The organism is Lentzea sp. NPDC020367 (assembly GCF_044387305.1).
GTDB lineage: Bacteria > Actinomycetota > Actinomycetes > Mycobacteriales > Pseudonocardiaceae > Lentzea.
On the sequence record NZ_JBIRVV010000007.1, the window covers coordinates 150016 to 168044 of the forward strand.

At 70.9% G+C, this 18029-nt stretch carries 16 protein-coding genes; 5 read left to right on the forward strand and 11 right to left on the reverse strand.

Annotation, left to right across the window (positions count from 1 at the left end; all coding sequences use genetic code 11):
• Positions 1 to 33: 33 nt before the first annotated feature.
• From ACH413_RS28900 to ACH413_RS28910, 3 genes are read right to left on the reverse strand one after another with little or no spacing between them, the layout of a single operon-like run.
• Positions 34 to 228, reverse strand: a complete 195-nt coding sequence (locus tag ACH413_RS28900) for a DUF3046 domain-containing protein (protein ID WP_360043196.1) — start codon at positions 226 to 228, stop codon at positions 34 to 36.
• Positions 229 to 237: 9 nt separating this feature from the next.
• Complete coding sequence (locus ACH413_RS28905) at positions 238 to 1500, reverse strand: MFS transporter (protein WP_360043193.1); 1263 nt, start codon at positions 1498 to 1500, stop codon at positions 238 to 240.
• Positions 1501 to 1553: 53 nt separating this feature from the next.
• Positions 1554 to 3419 carry an Hsp70 family protein gene (locus tag ACH413_RS28910; RefSeq protein ID WP_360043190.1) on the reverse strand — a complete coding sequence of 622 codons (1866 nt, stop codon included), beginning with the start codon at positions 3417 to 3419 and terminating at the stop codon, positions 1554 to 1556.
• A gap of 109 nt (positions 3420 to 3528) precedes the next feature.
• On the opposite strand from ACH413_RS28910, the gene ACH413_RS28915 reads away from it, so the two are divergent.
• Positions 3529 to 8073: an ATP-dependent helicase gene (locus ACH413_RS28915; RefSeq protein ID WP_396425378.1), complete on the forward strand. Its 4545-nt coding sequence runs from the start codon at positions 3529 to 3531 to the stop codon at positions 8071 to 8073.
• Positions 8074 to 8076: 3 nt separating this feature from the next.
• Here the strand turns inward: ACH413_RS28915 and ACH413_RS28920 are convergent, their stop codons facing one another.
• The 4 genes from ACH413_RS28920 to ACH413_RS28935 all read right to left on the reverse strand — a co-directional run bounded on the left by ACH413_RS28920 (position 8077) and on the right by ACH413_RS28935 (position 10824).
• A complete protein-coding gene (locus ACH413_RS28920; RefSeq protein ID WP_360043187.1) occupies positions 8077 to 9063 on the reverse strand; it encodes a 1-aminocyclopropane-1-carboxylate deaminase in 987 nt (328 codons plus the stop codon).
• Positions 9060 to 9689 (reverse strand): GntR family transcriptional regulator, encoded by a 630-nt coding sequence (locus ACH413_RS28925; RefSeq protein WP_360043184.1) that lies wholly within the window; start codon positions 9687 to 9689, stop codon positions 9060 to 9062. The genes ACH413_RS28920 and ACH413_RS28925 overlap by 4 nt, the downstream gene beginning before the upstream one ends.
• Positions 9690 to 9775: 86 nt before the next feature.
• Positions 9776 to 10339 carry a GNAT family N-acetyltransferase gene (locus ACH413_RS28930; protein ID WP_360043181.1) on the reverse strand — a complete coding sequence of 188 codons (564 nt, stop codon included), beginning with the start codon at positions 10337 to 10339 and terminating at the stop codon, positions 9776 to 9778.
• Entirely contained in the window at positions 10336 to 10824 is a 489-nt protein-coding gene (locus ACH413_RS28935; protein WP_360043178.1) for a YbaK/EbsC family protein, read from the reverse strand. Before ACH413_RS28935 ends, ACH413_RS28930 begins: the two co-directional genes overlap by 4 nt.
• Before the next feature lie 203 nt (positions 10825 to 11027).
• On the opposite strand from ACH413_RS28935, the gene ACH413_RS28940 reads away from it, so the two are divergent.
• Positions 11028 to 11447 carry an SAV_6107 family HEPN domain-containing protein gene (locus ACH413_RS28940; RefSeq protein ID WP_330270009.1) on the forward strand — a complete coding sequence of 140 codons (420 nt, stop codon included), beginning with the start codon at positions 11028 to 11030 and terminating at the stop codon, positions 11445 to 11447.
• Positions 11444 to 12190: a maleylpyruvate isomerase N-terminal domain-containing protein gene (locus ACH413_RS28945; protein WP_360043175.1), complete on the forward strand. Its 747-nt coding sequence runs from the start codon at positions 11444 to 11446 to the stop codon at positions 12188 to 12190. The genes ACH413_RS28940 and ACH413_RS28945 overlap by 4 nt, the downstream gene beginning before the upstream one ends.
• On the opposite strand, the gene ACH413_RS28950 is transcribed toward ACH413_RS28945, so the two are convergent.
• The gene (locus ACH413_RS28950; RefSeq protein ID WP_360043172.1) at positions 12167 to 13735 is read right to left on the reverse strand and encodes an alkaline phosphatase D family protein; all 1569 of its coding nucleotides are present in this window, start codon (positions 13733 to 13735) and stop codon (positions 12167 to 12169) included. The genes ACH413_RS28945 and ACH413_RS28950 overlap by 24 nt on opposite strands.
• Positions 13736 to 13759: 24 nt before the next feature.
• On the opposite strand from ACH413_RS28950, the gene ACH413_RS28955 reads away from it, so the two are divergent.
• Positions 13760 to 14254 (forward strand): VOC family protein, encoded by a 495-nt coding sequence (locus ACH413_RS28955; protein ID WP_360043169.1) that lies wholly within the window; start codon positions 13760 to 13762, stop codon positions 14252 to 14254.
• Here the strand turns inward: ACH413_RS28955 and ACH413_RS28960 are convergent.
• Both ACH413_RS28960 and ACH413_RS28965 read right to left on the reverse strand, forming a co-directional pair.
• Entirely contained in the window at positions 14214 to 14627 is a 414-nt protein-coding gene (locus ACH413_RS28960; protein WP_360043166.1) for a hypothetical protein, read from the reverse strand. The genes ACH413_RS28955 and ACH413_RS28960 overlap by 41 nt on opposite strands.
• 110 nt (positions 14628 to 14737) lie before the next feature.
• Positions 14738 to 16390 (reverse strand): DUF885 domain-containing protein, encoded by a 1653-nt coding sequence (locus tag ACH413_RS28965; protein WP_360043163.1) that lies wholly within the window; start codon positions 16388 to 16390, stop codon positions 14738 to 14740.
• Positions 16391 to 16497: 107 nt separating this feature from the next.
• On the opposite strand from ACH413_RS28965, the gene ACH413_RS28970 reads away from it, so the two are divergent.
• Entirely contained in the window at positions 16498 to 17151 is a 654-nt protein-coding gene (locus ACH413_RS28970) for a DUF3153 domain-containing protein (RefSeq protein ID WP_093599826.1), read from the forward strand.
• Here the strand turns inward: ACH413_RS28970 and metF are convergent.
• On the reverse strand, positions 17148 to 18029 hold the full coding sequence (gene metF, locus ACH413_RS28975; RefSeq protein ID WP_360043159.1) for a methylenetetrahydrofolate reductase [NAD(P)H]: 882 nt from the start codon (positions 18027 to 18029) through the stop codon (positions 17148 to 17150). The two genes, ACH413_RS28970 and metF, sit on opposite strands and share 4 nt — an antisense overlap.

Here is an 18029-nt window from a genome sequence, read left to right on the forward strand (position 1 = left end):
GTTCGAGCACACGCGACACTCCCGACGCCCTGTTCAGCGGCGATTTTCCGGAACATCGAACGCTTCGCAGACCGCGATCCAGACTTCCTTGGCCTCGGTTCCGGCCTCCAGCGCCTCGTCCGCGGTGCGGCCCCCGAGCGATGACAGCACGTGGTCGCGGGCGATCATCTCGGCCCTGACCTGGCCGAACTCCCCCGCCATGAGTTTGCGGAACATGGTGATGCGCACCGGGAGACCCTAACGAACGGGCCTGCGCAGCGATGCGAAGAGGCACACGACGAGCAGCGGCAGCGCGGTGAACCCGACGATCAGCCCGAGCGCCGCGTACGACCACGCCGTCACGACGACGCCGGACACCGCTCCCCCGACGGCGGCGCCGACGTTCATCACCAGATCGGACAGTCCCTGCGCGGCGGGCCTGTCCTCGACCCGCACGGACTCGGTCAGCAACGCGGATCCCGCCACCATCCCCGCCGACCAGCCGAACCCGAGCAGCGCCAGTCCCGCGGCGAGCTGCGGAGCGTCGTGCGAGGGCGCCATTCCCGCGACCCCGGACGCCGCCACCACCAGCGACGCGCCGATCGCGAGCACCGGCACGCGGCCCAGCCGGTCCGCCATCCACCCGAACAACGGGCTCGCGGCGTACATCGCGGCGACGTGCAGGCTGATCACGATGCCGACCACGCGCAACGACGACCCGGCGTGGTTCATGTGCACCGGAGTCATCGACATCAGCCCGACCATCGCGGTGTGGCACAACGTCACACCGACGAGTGCAAGTCGTGCCATCGGGCCGAGCGTCGCCCAGACCTTGAGGCCGCGAGGGCTCTCGCCACTGGCACCACCGGCGCAGCAGTCCGGAGATTCAACCGGTCGTGTGCTCTTCACGACGACCAGCGGGTCCGGTCGCAGCCCGAACTGGATCACCAGCACCGCGGCGCCGAGCACGACGGCCGCCAGCAGGAACGGCCCCACGCCGGCGGGCAGGCCCAGGGAGGCGGCCGCTCGTCCGGCGGGGTCGGCGAGGTTCGGGCCGATGATCGCGCCGATCATGGCCGCCCACACGACACGGGAGAGTTCGCGCGCACGGCGTTGCGGATGCGCCAGATCCGTTGCGGCATAACGAGCCGCGTAGTTCGCGCTGGACGCCCCTCCGAACAGGAGGAGACCCACCAGCAGCACCTGCCACAGGCCGAAACCCACGGCGACGGCGGCGATCAACGCGCCGAGCCCGCCCATGCCGTAGCCGAGGATGAGCGCGGGACGCCGCCCGCTGCGTTGCGCGAGCCGGGCACCGGGCAGGGCGAGCACCGCGGCACCGGCGACGGCCGCGGTCTGCGCGAGCCCGCCGACGGCCTCGGACCCGGACAACGACGCGGCGATCAACGTGCTGAACGCGAGGCCGATCGTCACCGCCGCCGACCCCAGGACCTGGGTGCCGGTCAGCACGCGGACGACCTTGCGCTGCACGCGTTCGACCTGCGGCGCGACGGTCACCATGATCACGATCGTGACACGGCCGGACCGCTCGCCGACAGGTCCATCAGGGGCGCTTACTCCCCCGGTTGCACGGACTTCTCGAAGAAATCGGCCATTTCGTCGGCCTTGAGCTCGTCCGCGTTCTCCTCGGCGGTCTTGGTGAGGATGCCGAACATGGGACGGCCCTTGGCGGTGAACACCAGCACGCCGGTGCCGCTCGACGTGGCCGCGCGGTAGTCGCCCTCCAGGCCGTTGCCGGTCCAGTCGGCCTCGACGCGGTCGGTCTGGAACGACTTCGCGATGGTGGCCGCGTTGTTCTCGGCGCCGGTGACGCTGTCGGTGAGGATGTACTGGACCGCGTAGCCGTCGCGGATCGTGCAGCTCACGACCGTGCCCTTGATCTCCTCCATGCCGGTGATCTGCGCGGAGTCGGCCTTCTCGCAGCCGCCGCCGTCCGGCACGGTGCCCGCGAGCTGGCGCAGGCACTTCGTGAAGCCCTGGCCGTCCTGCGCGGTGTCGTCCTTGCACTCGTCGGCGCTGGGCAGGCTCGGGCCGGACAGCGCGAAGGCCGCGCCGATCACGCCCGCCACCACGAGGACCGCCGCGCCGGCACCGATGAGGACCTTCTTGTTGTCCTTCTTCTTCGGGGCTTGCTGCTGCGGGAAGTTCGCCGGGTAGCTGCCGCTGACGTTCGGGTTCACCGGGTAGGTGCCGCTCGCCGAGTACGCGCCGCTCGGGTACGACCCGCTCGGGTACGAACCGCTTGGATACGAGCCACTCGGGTAGGAGCCGCTGACCACCGGGTTCGGGCCGCTGACGTTCGGGTTCACCGGGTGCGGCCCGCTCACGGCGGGGCTGACCGGCGCGGTCACGACCGTGGGCGGCTCGACGTACTTGGGCTTGTCGTCCTCGGGCTTGAGCGTGATCGTCGCCCGGTCCACGACCTGCGCGCCGGTCGCGACGATCGTCTCCGGGTGGTCCGGGTTGGTCGGGACGATGCCGACCTTCTCCGCGATGATCTGCGCGACCAGCGGCATCCGGCAGGACCCGCCGACGAGGTAGACGTGCTCGGGCGTGACACCGGCCCGGTGCACCGTGGAGATGAGCAGCTCGGTGGTGCGGATCAGGCTCGACCGGACCAGCGCCTCGAGTTCGGCGCGGGTGATGACGACCTTCTCGAACGGCTCCGGCATCAGCACCTCGACCTGAGGCAGCTCGGAGAGGTCCTCCTTCGCGAGGCGCAGTTCCTCGCGCAGGCCGAGGCGGGCGCGGTGGTCGTCCACCGTGACCGGGCGCATCAGCCGTTGCCAGCCAGCCGGGTCCTTGTGGGAGACCGTGCGGCCGATGTGCTCCAGCAGCGCCTGGTCGACGTCGAGACCACCGACGTCGCTGAGGCTGCCGTCGGCGAGGATGCGGTGCTGGGCGTCGAGCACGGAGACGTCGAACGTGTCGGCGCCGAAGTCGTAGACGGCGAGCGGGCGGCCACCGCTGAACGAGGCGACCGCGATGGCCTCGGGAACCGGCACGAGCTCGCCGGTCATGCCCGCGAGCCTGGCCGAGGACAGCAGCTTGTTGCGCCTGCTCGGGCCCCACTCCGCCGGGTGCGTCAGGCGGATCTCGTCGAGGTGCTCGCCCTTGAGCAGCGCCGTGACGGCCTCCAGCACGCGGGCGTAGATGGCCGCGAGCGCGTCGTTGACCGGCAGGTTCTGCTCGCCGAGCTTGAGCGTGGCCTTGTCGATGTGGCGCTTGGGGTTCGCCTCGTAGCGCGACGGGTCCTGGCGCGAACGCCGCTCCGCTTCTCTGCCGACGCGCAGGGAGCCGTCCTCGTCGAGGTAGACGGACGAGGGCATCGTCGGCCCACCGTCCACATCCACCACGCCGTGGTCGGACAGCACCGCAACCGTGTTGGCGGTGCCCAGGTCGACGGACAGGACGCGCACCGTGCTCCCCTCGCAGACGTACTGCGGTGATCGTGCCACAGAGGGCTTCGCCGGGTGCTCGGACCTGCGCGATCAGAAATTGTCGGACCCCGGCGTCATGATGGTCTCCATGGACGTGATGGAGGCATTCTCGGCGGCGACCAGGCAGTGGTTCGCCGGGGCCTTCGCCGCGCCCACCCAGGCGCAGACGGGTGCGTGGGCGGCCGCGGCGGCGGGCGAACACGCGCTGGTCATCGCCCCGACGGGCTCGGGCAAGACGCTGGCCGCGTTCCTGTGGGCGCTGGACCGGCTGGCTTCCTCGACCACCCCCTCGGAACCGAAACGGCGCTGCCGCGTGCTCTACGTGTCGCCGTTGAAGGCGCTGGCGGTGGACGTCGAACGAAACCTGCGCGCTCCGCTGACCGGCATCCGGCAGGCCGCTCAGCGGCTGGGGGTGACGGAACCGTCGATCACCGTGGGCATGAGGACGGGCGATACGTCCCCGGAGGAACGGCGGGCGTTCGGGCGCACTCCGCCTGACGTGCTGGTGACGACGCCGGAGTCGTTGTTCCTGCTGCTCACGTCGTCGGCGCGCGAGTCGTTGCGCGGTGTGGAGACGGTGATCGTCGACGAGGTGCACGCGGTGGCGGGCACCAAACGCGGCGCGCACCTGGCGTTGTCGCTGGAACGGCTGGACGCGCTGCTCGACCGGCCGGCGCAGCGGATCGGGCTGTCGGCGACGGTGCGGCCGGTCGAGGAGATCAGCACGTTCCTCGCCGGTGGCCGGCCGGTGTCGGTGGTGCAGCCGAAGACCCCGAAGGTCATCCAGGTCGAGGTGGAGGTGCCGGTCGAGGACATGGCGCTGCTCGGCCAGCCGACGGGTGAGGTGTCGGGGTCGGCCGCCGGAGCCGAGCAACGCACGTCCATCTGGCCGTCGGTCGAGGCACGGATCCTGGAGCTGGTGCGGGCGCACCGGTCGACGATCGTCTTCGCGAACTCGCGGCGGCTCGCGGAACGGCTGACCGCGCGCCTCAACGAGCTCGCCGAAGAAGCGACCGAGCTGGAGTCGTTCCCCGCCGAGGCCATCGGCCAGTCGGGCATGACGGTGCAGAAGACCGCGTCCGTCGCCCGCGCGCACCACGGCTCGATGTCGCGGGAGCAGCGCACGTCAGTGGAAGAGGACCTGAAGACCGGGCGGCTGCCGTGCGTGGTGGCGACGTCGTCACTGGAGCTCGGCATCGACATGGGCGCGGTCGACCTGGTGGTGCAGGTGGAGGCGCCGCCGTCGGTCGCGTCCGGGCTGCAGCGCGTCGGCCGGGCCGGGCACCAGGTCGGCGCGGTGTCGCGGGGCGTGATGTTCCCGAAGTTCCGCGGCGACCTGGTGTCGTGCGCGGTGGTGGCGGAACGGATGCGGGACGGCGCGATCGAGGCCGTGAGGTTCCCCCGCAACCCGCTCGACGTGCTGGCGCAGCACGTCGTCGCGATGGTGGCGATGGAGTCGTGGGCGCTCGAGGAGCTGACGGCGCTGGTGCGGCGGGCGGCGCCGTTCGCAGGGCTGCCGGACTCGGCGCTCAACGCCGTGCTCGACATGCTGTCGGGCCGGTATCCGTCCGAGGAGTTCGGCGAGCTGCGGCCCCGGATCACCTGGGACCGGGTGAACTCCGAGCTGCGCGGCCGGCCTGGCTCGCAACGGCTGGCGGTCACGTCCGGCGGCACGATCCCCGACCGGGGGATGTACACGGTCATGACCCCGGCCTCGGAGAACGGCGCCGGCTCGCGCGTCGGTGAGCTCGACGAGGAGATGGTCTACGAGTCGCGGGTCGGCGACACGTTCCTGCTGGGCACGTCGTCGTGGCGGGTCCAGGACATCACGCACGACCGGGTGATCGTGGTGCCCGCGCCGGGTCAGCCCGCGCGCATGCCGTTCTGGAAGGGCGACGCTCCGGGCCGCCCGCTGGAACTCGGCCGTGCGATGGGCAAGTTCCTGCGCGAAGTGTCCACGATGGAGGATTCGGCGGCGCGGGAACGAGCTGGCTCCGCCGGTCTGGACGCGTGGGCGACGGACAACCTGCTCGCGTACCTGGGCGAGCAGCGGGAGGCCACGCGGCACGTCCCGAACGACAGGATCGTTCTGGTGGAACGGTTCCGCGACGAGCTGGGCGACTGGCGGCTCGTCGTGCACTCCCCGTTCGGCGCCCAGGTCAACGCGCCGTGGGCGCTCGCGATCGCGGCGCGCCTGCGGGAGAAGCGCGGGGTCGAGGTGCAGGCCGCGCACTCCGACGACGGCATCGTGCTGCGGCTGCCGGACGCCCTGGACTACGAGGGCGTGGAGGTGACGGCGGGCGCGGAGGACGTGCTGCTCGATCCCGACGAGGTCGAGCAGATCGTGGTCGCGGAGGTCGGCGGCTCGGCGTTGTTCGCGGCCCGGTTCCGCGAGTGCGCCGCCCGGTCACTGCTGCTGCCCCGCCGCGATCCACGCCGCCGCACCCCGTTGTGGCAGCAGCGGCAACGGTCGGCGCAGCTGCTGTCGGTCGCCGCGAAGTACGAGAGCTTCCCCGTGGTCCTGGAGGCCATGCGCGAGTGCCTGCAGGACGTCTACGACGTGCCGGGCCTGAAGGAGCTGATGTCGGACGTCCGCTCGCGCAAGGTGCGCGTGGTCGAGGTGGAGACGCAGTCGCCGTCGCCGTTCGCCCGCAGCCTGCTCTTCGGTTACGTCGGCATGTTCCTCTACGAGCTGGACGCTCCTCTCGCGGAACGGCGGGCGGCGGCGTTGTCGCTCGACTCGACGCTGCTCGCGGAGCTGCTCGGCTCGGAGGCGATCCGCGAGCTGCTCGACCCGGAGGTCGTGGCCGAGGTCGAGCGCAGCCTGCAGCGCCTCTCCGAGGACCGCCGGCCGCGGCACGCCGAGGACACCGCGGACCTGTTGCGGTTCCTGGGAGATCTCTCCGACGCGGAGGCGCTCGAACGCGGCGTGTCCCGAGCGTGGCTCGACGAACTGGTGGCCGAGCGCCGGGTGATCCGGGTCCGGATCGCCGGCGAGGAACGCAGCATCTCGATCGAGGACGCGGGCAAGGTCCGTGACGCGCTCGGGGTCGCTCTCCCGGTCGGCGTGCCGGAGGCGTTCACCGAACCGGTGGCGGATCCGCTGGGCGACCTGCTGAGCCGCTACGCCCGCACCCACGGGCCGTTCCCCGCCTCCGAACCCGCTGCCCGCTTCGGTCTGGGCGTGGCCGTGGTGACGGGTGTGCTGGAACGCATGGCGGCCACGGGCCGGCTGGTGCGCGGTGAGCTCCGGCCCGGCGGCACGCACACCGAGTACTGCGACGCGGACGTGTTGCGTCGTCTGCGCCGTGCGTCGCTGGCCCTGCTGCGGTCCGAGGTGGAGCCGGTCGAACCCGCCGCGCTCGGCCGCTTTCTCCCGCAGTGGCACGGCCTGGGCCGCCGGTTGCGTGCGGCGCCGACGGTCGACGACGTGTTCTCGGTGGTGGAACAGCTCGCCGGGGCGCCACTTCCCGCGAGTGCCCTGGAGTCGCTGCTGTTCCCGTCCCGGTTGCCCGGCTACTACCCGGCGCTGCTGGACGAGCTGACGGCGTCCGGCGAGGTGACGTGGACGGGGTGTGGCGCGCTGGCCGGTGGCGACGGCTGGATCGCGCTCGCGCCGACCGACGTGGCCGATCTGCTGCTGCCCGACCTGGTGCCGGAGTCCGTTCCGGAGTCGCCGCTGCACACGGCGGTGCTGGAGGCGTTGTCCGGCGGGGCGTTGTTCTTCCGTCAGGTGGTCGACCGGGCCTCGCTGTCCACGGCGTGCACGGACGCGGAAGTCGTCGGCACGCTGTGGGATCTGGTGTGGGCGGGGCTGATCACCAACGACACTTTGTCGCCGTTGCGCGCGCTGGTGTCCGGTGGCGGGGCGGCGCACAAGCCTCGCCGCACTGCCCCGCGAGGCCGTTACGCACGGCTGCGCGCCGCTCGTCCCGACATGCCCTCGCGCACGGGGCCGCCGACCGCCGCCGGGCGCTGGTCCCTGGCGGTCACCCCCGCGGAGGATCCGACCCGCCGGGCGCACGCTCGTGCCGAGGCTTTCCTGGAACGCCACGGCGTGTTGACGCGGGGCGCGCTGGACACCGAGCGCGTGACGGGTGGGTTCAGCGGTGTCTACAAGGTGTTGCGGGCCATGGAGGAGTCGGGCCAGGTCATCCGCGGTTATGTCGTCGAGGGGCTGGGTGCGGCCCAGTTCGCGGCGCGAGGCGCGGTGGACCGCCTGCGGGCCCTGTCCCGTCCTCCTGGTCAGCCGTCCCAGGCCGACCAGGCCGCGGTGGTGCTGGCCGCCGCCGATCCCGCCCAGCCCTACGGAGCCGCGCTGGCGTGGCCGGATCCGTTGGGAGAGGGCAAACACCGGCCGGCCCGCAAAGCCGGCGCGCTGGCGGTGCTGGTCGACGGCACCCCGGCGCTCTACGTGGAGAGAGGAGGTAAGTCGCTGCTGTCGTTCACCGACGACGAGCCGACCCTGCGCACCGCCGCGAACGCCCTGAGCCGGGCTGTCCGCGACGGCTGGCTGGGCCAGCTGGCGGTCCAGCGAGCCGACGGCGAGGTCGCGCTGACCTCACACCTGGCGACGGTTCTGCAGGAAGCAGGTTTCCGTGCCACCCCGAAGGGTCTGCGCCTGCGCGCGTGAGACCTATGCCGGGAACAGCGAGCTGTAGGCGTTGAGGGCCGGCTGCCCGCCGAGGTGGGCGTAGAGGACGGTGCTGTCGCGGCCGATCTCGCCCGACGACACGAGGTGGATGAGCCCTGCCAGGGACTTTCCCTCGTAGACCGGGTCGGTGATCATGCCTTCGAGGCTCGCACCCAGCCGCATGGCGTCCACGGTGGACTCGTCGGCGATGCCGTAGGTGCCGGCGTGGAAGCGGTCGTCGAGGAGGATGTCCTCTTCGGACACCGTGACCTCGCGGAGCTTGGCGGTGTTGTGCGCGATGCGGGTGATCTGGGCGAGGGTCTCGGCCGGTTTGGCGGAGGCGTCGATGCCCAGCACGCGGCGGCCGGTGTCGTTCGCGAAACCGGCGACCATGCCCGCCTGGGTGCTGCCGGTGACCGAGCAGACGACGACGGTGTCGAAGAAGACGCCGAGCTGGGCTTCCTGCTGGCGGACCTCGTCCGCCCAGTTCGCGAAGCCCATGCCGCCCAACGGGTGGTCGGAGGCGCCGGCGGGGATCGGGTAGGGCTTGCCGCCGCCCGCGCGGACCTCTTCGATCGCCTGTTCCCAGGCGGGTTTGACGCCGATGCCGAACTCGGCGCTCACCAGCCGGACGTCGGCTCCCATCATGCGGCTGAGCAGGATGTTGCCCACCCGGTCGCTGCCGACGTCGGCCCAGTCGACCCAGCTCTCCTGCACCAGCACGGCTTTCAGGCCGGCCCTGGCCGCGGCGGCCGCGACCTGGCGGGTGTGGTTGGACTGGATGCCGCCGATCGACACGAGGGTGTCGCAGCCGGTGGCCAGCGCGTCGGCGACGAGGTACTCGAGCTTGCGGGTCTTGTTGCCGCCGTAGGCGAGGCCGGAGTTGCAGTCCTCGCGCTTGGCCCAGACCGCGGCGCCGCCGAGGTGGGCGGTGAGGCGGTCCAGGCGGTGGACGGGCGAGGGACCGAAGAGCAGCGGGAATCTGTTCACAGTTCGTCCTCCAGGGTGCTCCAGTTCTCGTCGACCAGGGTGGCGGCCAGCGCGGGGTCGCCCTTCTCGCACGCCTCGATGATCTGCTGGTGCTGGGTGACGGAGTGGCGGGCGTCCGGCGAGGAGAACCGGTTGTGCTCGGCCCGGCGCACCAGCGGGGTGAAGCGGTCGATGGTCGCGGCGATCGCGAAGTTGTCGCAGCGGTGGACGGCCACGGCGTGGAACTCGTCGTCGGCGGCCAGCGCGGCGACGGCGTCGTTGGCGTCGAGCGCCTTCTTGAAGGACTTGTTCGCGGCCCGCATGGCGGCGATGTCCTCGGCCTGCATCTTCGGCACCGCGATGCCGACGGCGAGGGCGTGCATGGACTGGACGACGACGAGGGCGTCCCGCACCGGCTCCGCTTCCAGCGCGGTGACACGGGTGTACGCGTGCGGCTTGGTCTCGACCAGGCCCTCGTCGGTCAGCGTGGCGAGCGCTTCGCGCACCGGGGTGCGGGACAGGCCGAGCTTCTCCGCGAGTTCGACGTCCTTGATGGGCGTGCCCGGCTCCAGGTCGCCGCGCACGATCGCCGCCCGGATCTCGGCCGCCGCCCGCTCCTTCAGAGACCCATATCCAATATATTGCATATCAGTGAGCGTAGGGCGCGGGCCGGGTGATCGCAACAACAAGCCCCCGAGCCGCGGTGCGACTCGGGGGCTTGGACAGTTCCGGGCTAGCTGACGGGAAGAACGCGGCCGAGGACCGCGAACGGGCGCGGGTCGCCGGTGAACTGGTAGTGCCTCAACACGTCCACGAAGCCGACGCGGCGGTAGAGCTTCCACGCCTTGCTCGGGCCTTCGGGCGTGGACAGCAGCACGCGGGAGGACGGCACGCCCTCCAGCAGGCGGCGCAACAGGTCCTCACCGAGGCCGCGGCCCTGGGCGCGCGGCAGCACGTGCAGTTCGGTCAGCTCGAAGTAGTCGGTGAGCCAGTCCTCGACGACGGTGGGCGGCGAGACCTGCATCAGTCCGCGCCGCACCTGCTCGTGCCACCACTGGCCGGCCGCGCCGCGGTAGCCGTAGCCGATGCCGACGAGTTCGTCCTGCTCCCCCAGCGCGACGACGCAGCGCCAGTCCTCGCGCATCATGTGCGCGAGCCACATCGGGGCGCGCTGCTCGACGGTGCCGGGCGGGTAGTTCATGGCCGTCACGTACAGCGCGAGGGCTTCGCCCAGCCGCACGTTCAGCTCCGCGGCGGTCATCTCGACGATGCGCTCCAGGCGCGGCGAGGCCGTCATGCCGTCACCACCGCCACGCGTCCGCCCGTCAGCGCCACCAGGTCCGTGAAGGTCGTGGGGTAGACGGCGTGCGGATGGCCCGCGGCCGCCCAGATCTCCTCGTAGCCGGACAACGCCCTGTCCACGATGGTCTCGATCGGTGCCGGGTGCCCGACCGGCGACACCCCGCCGATCACCTGGCCCGTGTGCTCGCGGACGAACTCCGGGTCGGCGCGCTTGACCGCCTCCGCTCCCACCAGTTCGGCCACCATCGACGTGTCCGCGCGGTGCGCGCCCGAGGTGAGGACCAGCAGCGGGGCCGCGACGCCGTCGCGCACCGCGGCGAACAGCAGGCTGTTCGCGATCGCGCCGACCTGGACGCCCACCGCTTCCGCGGCGGCCGCGGCGGTCCGCACGGCGTCCGGCAGCACGACGATGCGTCCGGCGGTGGCGGGCGGCAGGGCTTCCGCGACCTTGCGGATTCCGGGGTGTTCGAGCGCACTCACATCTCCATCAGACCACGACTCGCGCCCACGTGGTGGGGCGGGTTGAGGAATCCATCGGCCGGGAGCTACGCTGATGAGGACTCGAACAGGTGTTCGAGTCGCACTATGCCTCGGAGGTGGGGTGGGGGAAGCACCCCACCTCCGAGAGCCGCCGGCTTCCCCTCGGCGGTGACGTCGTCCACCGACGCCACGAGGAGGCCGAGATGACAGCCGATCTTTCGAATCCGGCAGCCTTCCCCATCCCGTTGCCACCCGCGTCCGCGCTCGCCCTGCTGCGGCAGGCCCACGACTCGCTCGCCGAGTCGGAGCGCACGCCCGAGCCCCCGCAGCGGTTCGCGACCGCTTATCTCGCCGCACTGCGCGCTGCCGCCGCGGTGCTCGCCTTACGTGGACGACCCCATCGCGGGCGGTCGAGGCCGACCAGCGCGTGGGTGCTGCTCGGCGCGCTCGCACCGGAGATGAGTGAGTGGGCCGCTTTCTTCGCGTCGTGGTCGTCCACTCGGGCTGCCGTGCTCGCGGGGATCACCCGGCATGTCGACGCGCGCACGGCCGACGACCTGGTGCGTCAGACCCATCAGTTCGTGCTGCTCGTCGACCGTGTGATGAGCGAGGCGAAGCGGTGAACTCTCTCGACATCCTGCGTCGTGAGGCGGAACTGCTCGCCATGTCCGCGATAGGCCAGCCACCGCACAAGGGCGTGCCGGCCTGTCCCGGGCTGAACCTCGGGGAGACCGTGCGGCACGTCGGGGGCGGCTATCGCTGTGTGCTGGCGTGGATCAGGCTCGGCCGTGAGCCCCGCGCCGGGGAGTGGCAGGACCACCCGGCGCCCGGCGAGGACACGCTCGACTTCATGCGGTCGGGCGCGGAGGCCGTGATCGCGGAACTCGAAGCGCACGACGAGGACGAGCCGTGCGCGACGTGGTGGCCCGACCGGCAGAACTACGGGTTCTGGCGGCGACGGCTCGCGCACGAGACGACGGTGCACCGCATGGACGTCCAGGGCGCCTCCGGCGTGGAACCCGGTGCCGTCGCCGACGAGGTCGCGATCGACGGCGTCGACGAGGTGCTCACGTTGTGGCTGGGGCACAAGCTGGACGTGCTCGGGGTGCGGGGGTCGCGGGAGAGCCTCGTGGCCATCCAGGTCGAGGACCACCTGTGGCTCACGCGCTGCGGTCCGCACGGCTCGTCGGCGTGGCGCGTGGTCGACCCGGAGGACGCGCACGCCGCCGACGCGCAGGTGTCGGCGGGCCCGATGACGATGTACCGCTGGCTGTGGGGCCGGTTGCCCGACCGCCTGGTCACGACGATCGGCGACGACGACGCCATCGCGCAGCTGTGGGCGCTACTGCGACTCGCGACCAAGTAGGACGGACGCGGTCTCCTCGCCCGTTGCCGACAACAGCCGGTAGCGGGCGCGGCGGCCGTCGAAGTCCAGCAGTGCCACGGAGTTCCCGAAGTGCGGGCCGCTGGTCTTGCGCCAGTGCACCAGGTCCTCCGGCACGCCTGCCAGCGTCGCGAGGCGGCGGAACAGCCACGAGGCCGGGCGCGACCACGAGAACCGGAACCCCGGCCGCAGGAACTTCGGCGCCTCGTTGTGGATGGGCGAGCACACGAGCTGCGCGACGAAGGCCTTGGTGGGCCTGGGGAACTCGGCCTCGGCGACGTAGCTGTGGTGCACGTCGCCGGACAGCACGCAGACCGTCGCGGCGCCGTTGCCCGCGGCCTTCTCGATCATCCGCGTGAGCCGGTCGAACGACTCGCGGAACGCCGGCCAGTGCTCCAGGTCCACCGCCTGCCGGATCCCCTCGGCGGCCTTGCCCTGCCAGCCCGGTTTGCGCGCGCCGATCTCGTTGAGGGACTGGAAGTGGCTGAGCGCGTGCGGCATCAGCCACGGCAGCGACGAGCCGATCAGCAGGTGGTCGATGTCCTCGCCGTCGGTGTTCTGCTCGATCCACTCGAACTCGGCGTCGCTGACCATCTGCCGCTTGCCCTCGTCGAGGATGCGGCCCGAGCGCGTGTCGACCATGAGCAGCCGGACGCGGCCGAACTCGCGGCGGAAGCTCCACCACGTCGACTTGCGGCCCTCCACCTCCTTGTCCGCCTCCTCGGCGAACTCCTCCAGCAACGGCAGCACGTCCGTGTCCTGGGCCTTCACCTTGGCGTACAAGGGATCCCGCGCGAGCTCGTTCGGGCCGAGGTTGCCCAGGTGCTGGTAGACCCAGTACGAGGAGAGTGCGCCGCGGATCCTGTCGCGCCACCACGGCTTCTCGGCCATCTCCGCGCGCCACGTCGCGGAGGTGTTCCAGTCGTCGCGCACGTCGTGGTCGTCGAAGATCATCGCGGTCGGCACGACCGACAGCAGCCAGCGGATCTCCGGGTCGCCCCAGGTCTCGTGGTAGAGGCGGGCGTACTCGCCGAAGTGGACGACCTCGCCGTCCGGTTCCTCCGTGCCCTGCCTGCGATCGCGCAGCCACTGCTTGGTGGCCTCGGTGGGTTCGTCGGCGTAGACCTGGTCTCCCAGCAGGACGAGCGCCTGCGGCCACTCCTCCTCCGGCACCTCCATGAGCCGCTGCGCGAACGCGTCGAGGGCGTCGGGACCGAGCGGCTGGGTCGGCGCGGCGCGGCACGACCCGAAGGCGATCCGGCGGACCTCACCGGTGCGGATGACCGGTTTCGGGAACCCGCTGCCGGATTCCGGCCACACCAGCTCGTCGTCGAGCCGGACGTCGTACTCCGTGCGCGGCCCCAGGTTCTCCAGCCTGACGAGCGCGAAGTGCTGTCTTCCCGCCTGAAACGTGCGCGCCGTGTGCCCGGCGATCACGACTTCGCAGGAAGCATCGGTCTCGACCCACACCGTCGCGGATGTGTCGTCGACATGCCTGAGGAGGGGTCCGAGCACCAGCTTCGCCACGCGCGAGACAGTACCCTCGTACGCGTGGAAATCACGTTCGAGGCGGCGGATCCCCCGGCCCTGGCCGCGTTCTGGTCCGAGTTCGCCGGTGACGAGATCGAGCTGACGTTCGTGTGGAGCGACGCCCCGAAGATCGAGAAGAACCGGGTGCACGTCGACCTGGCCTCGTCGTCGCCCGAACACCAGGCGGACGTCGTGGCGCGCGCTCTGAAGCTCGGCGCCGAACTCGCCGACGTCGGTCAGACCGACGTGCCGTGGGTGGTGCTGCGCGATCCGCAGGGCAACGAGTTCTGCGTCCTCGAACCCCGCCCCGAATATCCCGGCGTGATCGCGGCCGTCGTCGTCGACTCGCGTGATCCGCTGGCGTCGGCCCGGGCGACCGGGCATCCGGTGGTGCGCAGCGGGGACGGCTTCGCCTCGGTCCGGCCCGAGCCGGGTCCGTGGCTCGAGTTCGTGCGGACCGACGACCCGGAGCCGATCACGAACCGCGTACGCGTCCGGTGGGTTGATCCGGCGTAGCGACCGCTCGCGTCGCACTGATATCCGATATATCGGATATCAGTTGCTCGCCCCTGTCCACGAGGAACGCCTCCAGCAGATCGAGCAGCCTGTCGGTGAGCGCGTTTCCCAGTTCTACGGGCAGCTGACCGATGCCGCCGCCCTCGCCCAAGATGTCCGGCACCACCACTTCAGTGATCAGATAAGGCCACCACACCGGCGACCCGGTCTGGCCGGTCCTCCCTGCCACGTACTCCTGGAAGCCCGCCAGCGGTGCTCCGCCGAGCGCCGAGTTGTAGCCCTCCACGAAGGCGACCGCCGTGCCGTACCTGTCGTCCGGCAGGTACATCCGGCGCCGATGCCGGAGGTGAAAACACAGCTCAGGCAAGTTCATCGTTCAACCATCTCCACCCCCTTATGCAAAAAACGTTTGCGGACGTCCGCAAACGTTTTTTGCATAAGGGGTCATAAGTGCTGTTCAGAGCCTTGCAATGAGAGGTGGGGCTAGAGGGCGGCCAACCGTTCACGGAGGGTGTCGAGGCCCATCGCGCCCATCTCCAGCGCCTCCTTGTGGAAGAGCTTGAGGTCGAAGTCGGCGCCCTTGCGGGTCCGCGCGTCCTCGCGGGCGGCGAGCCACAGGCGCTCGCCGATCTTGTAGGCCGGCGCCTGGCCCGGCCAGCCGAGGTAGCGGTCGATCTCGTCGCGGATGTGGGCGGGCTCGGAGAGCGTGCGGGTCATCATGAACTCGAGGCCGAGTTCGGGCGTCCAGCGCTCGCCGGGGTGGAAGCCGGTGCCGGCCGGGATCTCCAGCTCCAGGTGCATGCCGATGTCGATGATCACGCGGGCCGCGCGGAACAGGTGCGCGTCGAGCATGCCGAGCAGGTCGCCGTCGTCGTCGAGGTAGCCGAGTTCGCGCATGAGGCGTTCCGCGTAGAGCGCCCAGCCCTCGCCGTGGCCCGACACCCAGCACATCAGGCGCTGGAAGTCGTTCAGCGTCTCCGACTGGTACACGGCCGTCGCGCACTGGAGGTGATGGCCCGGCACGCCCTCGTGGTAGACCGTCGAGGTCTCGCGCCACGTCGGGAACACCGACTTGCCCTCGGCGATCGACCACCACATGCGGCCGGGGCGGGAGAAGTCGGCGGTCGGCGGCGTGTAGTAGGCGCCGACGGCACCGCCGGGCGGGGCGATCTTGCACTCGAGGTTCATCAGCGCGTCGGGCAGGTCGAAGTGCACGTCGCGCAGGTCGAGCAGGGCCTTGTCGGACAGTTCCTGCATCCACGTCTGCAGGCCGTCCTGGCCGTGCACCTGGTAGCGCGGGTGCTCGTCGAGGAACGCCGCGGTCTCCGCCAGGGAAGCGCCCGGCTTGAGCCGCGCCGCGACCTTCTTCATCTCGGCCTCGATGCCGAGGAACTCCTCCCAGCCCCACGCGTAGGCCTCGGCCAGGTCGAGCCGCGACCCGGTGAAGTAGCGCGAGCCGAGGCGGTAGCGCTCCTCGCCGACCGCGTCCTTGGCGGGCGCCTGCGGTGCCAGCGTCGTGCGCAGGAACGAGGCGAAGTCCGCGTAGGCGGCGGCAGCGGCGGTGGCGCCGGCGTCGAGAGAGGAACGCACCGTGCCGTCGACGTTGGCGGAGGCGGCGAACGGGCCGAAGAAGGTCGTCGCGAAGGTGTCGCACTGCTTGGCGACCTGGGTGACCTGACGGATCGCGGAGACGTGTCCGCGGGAAGCGGCGTGTGAGAGAGAGGCGCGCAGGCCGTCGAGAGCGGCGGGCACGGCGGAGAGGCGACGGCCGATCGTGGCCCACTGCTCCGGCGTGTCGGTCGGCATCTGGTCGAAGATGTCGCGCACGGACTGGATCGGGCTCGCGATGACGTTCAGCGAGGACTCGGTCTCCCCGGCCTCGTACAGCTCGTGCTCCAGGCCCGTCCGTTCGAGGAAGACGGCGCGTGCCGCCTCCTCCGAGGCATCCGCGGGCTGTGCGGCGGTAATGGCGGCGAGAGCGCGGACGGCGAGTTCGTCGCGCGCCGCGTGCCCTTCCGGGGAGAGGTCCGTCAGCTGGTCATCGGCTCCCGCGAAGCCCAGACTGGTGGCCGTGATGGGGTCCAGCGCCACGTAGTCGCTGACGAATTTGTTGCTGATCTCGTGCACGGATGCCATGTTTCGAGACGCTACCTCGCGCCCCTCCACACCAAAAGGTAGTTAGTCAAGCTCACGACCTTCGGAGGGGACCTGCGTCGTTTGGGCCGTGCTGGCAGGATGTCCGCGTGCGTCGTTCCCGGGCACTTCTGCTGCCGGTCTTCTTGCTGCTCACCCTGTTTTCGTTGAGCGGCTGCGTTCGCGTCTACGCGGCCATGGCCGTGTCGGACGACGACCGCATCTCCGGCGAGATCGTCGCGGCCACGCCTCCGACGCAGGACAACGACCCCGGTCCCCAGCTCAAGGTGCCGCCGGAGCTCGCGAGCCGCGTCACCACCAAGCCGTACCGGGTGGAGTCGTACGCGGGCACGCAGCTGTTCTTCAACGGCCTGTCGTTCGACGAGATGCGGACGCTGTCGACGTCCACCAGCTCGTCGAACAGCCGCTACAGCCTCAGCTTCCGCCGGTCGGGTGATCTTGTCACGCTGTCGGGGTCGGTCGACCTGACCCAGGTCCCGGTGGAACGCGCGGACATCCAGGTCAAGGTCAGCTTCCCCGGCAAGATCGTGAACACCAACGGCCGCGAGGAGGAGAACAACACGATCGCGTGGTCTCCGAAACCCGGTCAGGCGTCGATGCTGCAGGCCACCGTGCAGTACGCGGGCGAGAACTCCAGCTCGTTCTTCGGCTGGGCGCTGCTGGTCGCCGGACTCACCGGCGGTGCCGCGCTGATCGTCGTCGTGCTCGCCCTCATCGCGCACAAGCGCAACGTCACGCTCTAGGCGCGGGTCACCAGGCCCAGGCGCCCCAGCACTTCCTTCGTCGCCTTGGACCTGTTCATCGTGTAGAAGTGCAGCGCCGGAACGCCCTCGTCGAGCAACCGCTGGCACATCTCGGTCGCGATGTCGATGCCGGTCGCCCGGAACCCCGCCACGTCGTCCGCGTACGGCTCCAACCGGCGCGAGACGTCGAGCGGCAGGTCGGCGCCGGACAGCTCCACGATCTTGGCCAGGCCGCGCGGCGAGAGCATCGGCATGATTCCCGGCAGGATCGCCGCGGAGCAGCCCGCCTCCGCCACCCGGTCACGCATCCGCAGGAACGGCTCCGGCGCGTGGAACAGCTGCGCCACCGCGTAGTCCGCGCCCGCGTCGAGCTTGCGCAGCAGGAACTTCAGGTCGGTGTCGAGATCGCCGGAACGCGGGTGCCCGTACGGGAACGCCGCCACGCCCACGCAGAAGTCGCCGAGCTCGCGGACCAGCCGCACCAGCTCGTCGGCGTAGTTCAGGCCCTCGGGGTGCGCGACCCACTCGCCCATCGGGTCGCCGGGAGGGTCGCCGCGCAGCGCCAGGACGTTGCGCACGCCGATCGCCGCGTACCAGCCGATCACGTTGCGCAGCTCGGCCACCGAGTGCTCGACGGCGGTGAGGTGCGCGACGGGCAGCAGCGTCGTCTCCTGCGCGATGCGGCCGGTGGCGCGGATCGTGCGGTCCCGGCGCGACCCGCCGGCGCCGTAGGTGATCGACACGAACGCCGGGTCGAGGCCTTCCAGCTCGCGGACGGCCTTCCAGAGGACCTTCTCGTCCTCCGCGTCCCGAGGCGGCAGGAACTCCACCGAGAACTTGGGTGACTCTCCCCGGAGCCGCTCCACCACCGACGTCAT

Bases quoted from the DNA above. Each gene is read 5' to 3' on its own strand.
- metF (WP_360043159.1), bottom strand. From the start codon at position 18,029: ATGACGTCGGTGGTGGAGCGGCTCCGGGGAGAGTCACCCAAGTTCTCG.
- ACH413_RS28960 (WP_360043166.1), bottom strand. From the start codon at position 14,627: ATGAACTTGCCTGAGCTGTGTTTTCACCTCCGGCATCGGCGCCGGATG.
- ACH413_RS28925 (WP_360043184.1), bottom strand. From the start codon at position 9,689: ATGCAATATATTGGATATGGGTCTCTGAAGGAGCGGGCGGCGGCCGAG.
- ACH413_RS28915 (WP_396425378.1), top strand. From the start codon at position 3,529: ATGGACGTGATGGAGGCATTCTCGGCGGCGACCAGGCAGTGGTTCGCC.
- ACH413_RS28965 (WP_360043163.1), bottom strand. From the start codon at position 16,390: ATGGCATCCGTGCACGAGATCAGCAACAAATTCGTCAGCGACTACGTG.
- ACH413_RS28940 (WP_330270009.1), top strand. From the start codon at position 11,028: ATGACAGCCGATCTTTCGAATCCGGCAGCCTTCCCCATCCCGTTGCCA.
- ACH413_RS28930 (WP_360043181.1), bottom strand. From the start codon at position 10,339: ATGACGGCCTCGCCGCGCCTGGAGCGCATCGTCGAGATGACCGCCGCG.
- ACH413_RS28905 (WP_360043193.1), bottom strand. From the start codon at position 1,500: ATGGTGACCGTCGCGCCGCAGGTCGAACGCGTGCAGCGCAAGGTCGTC.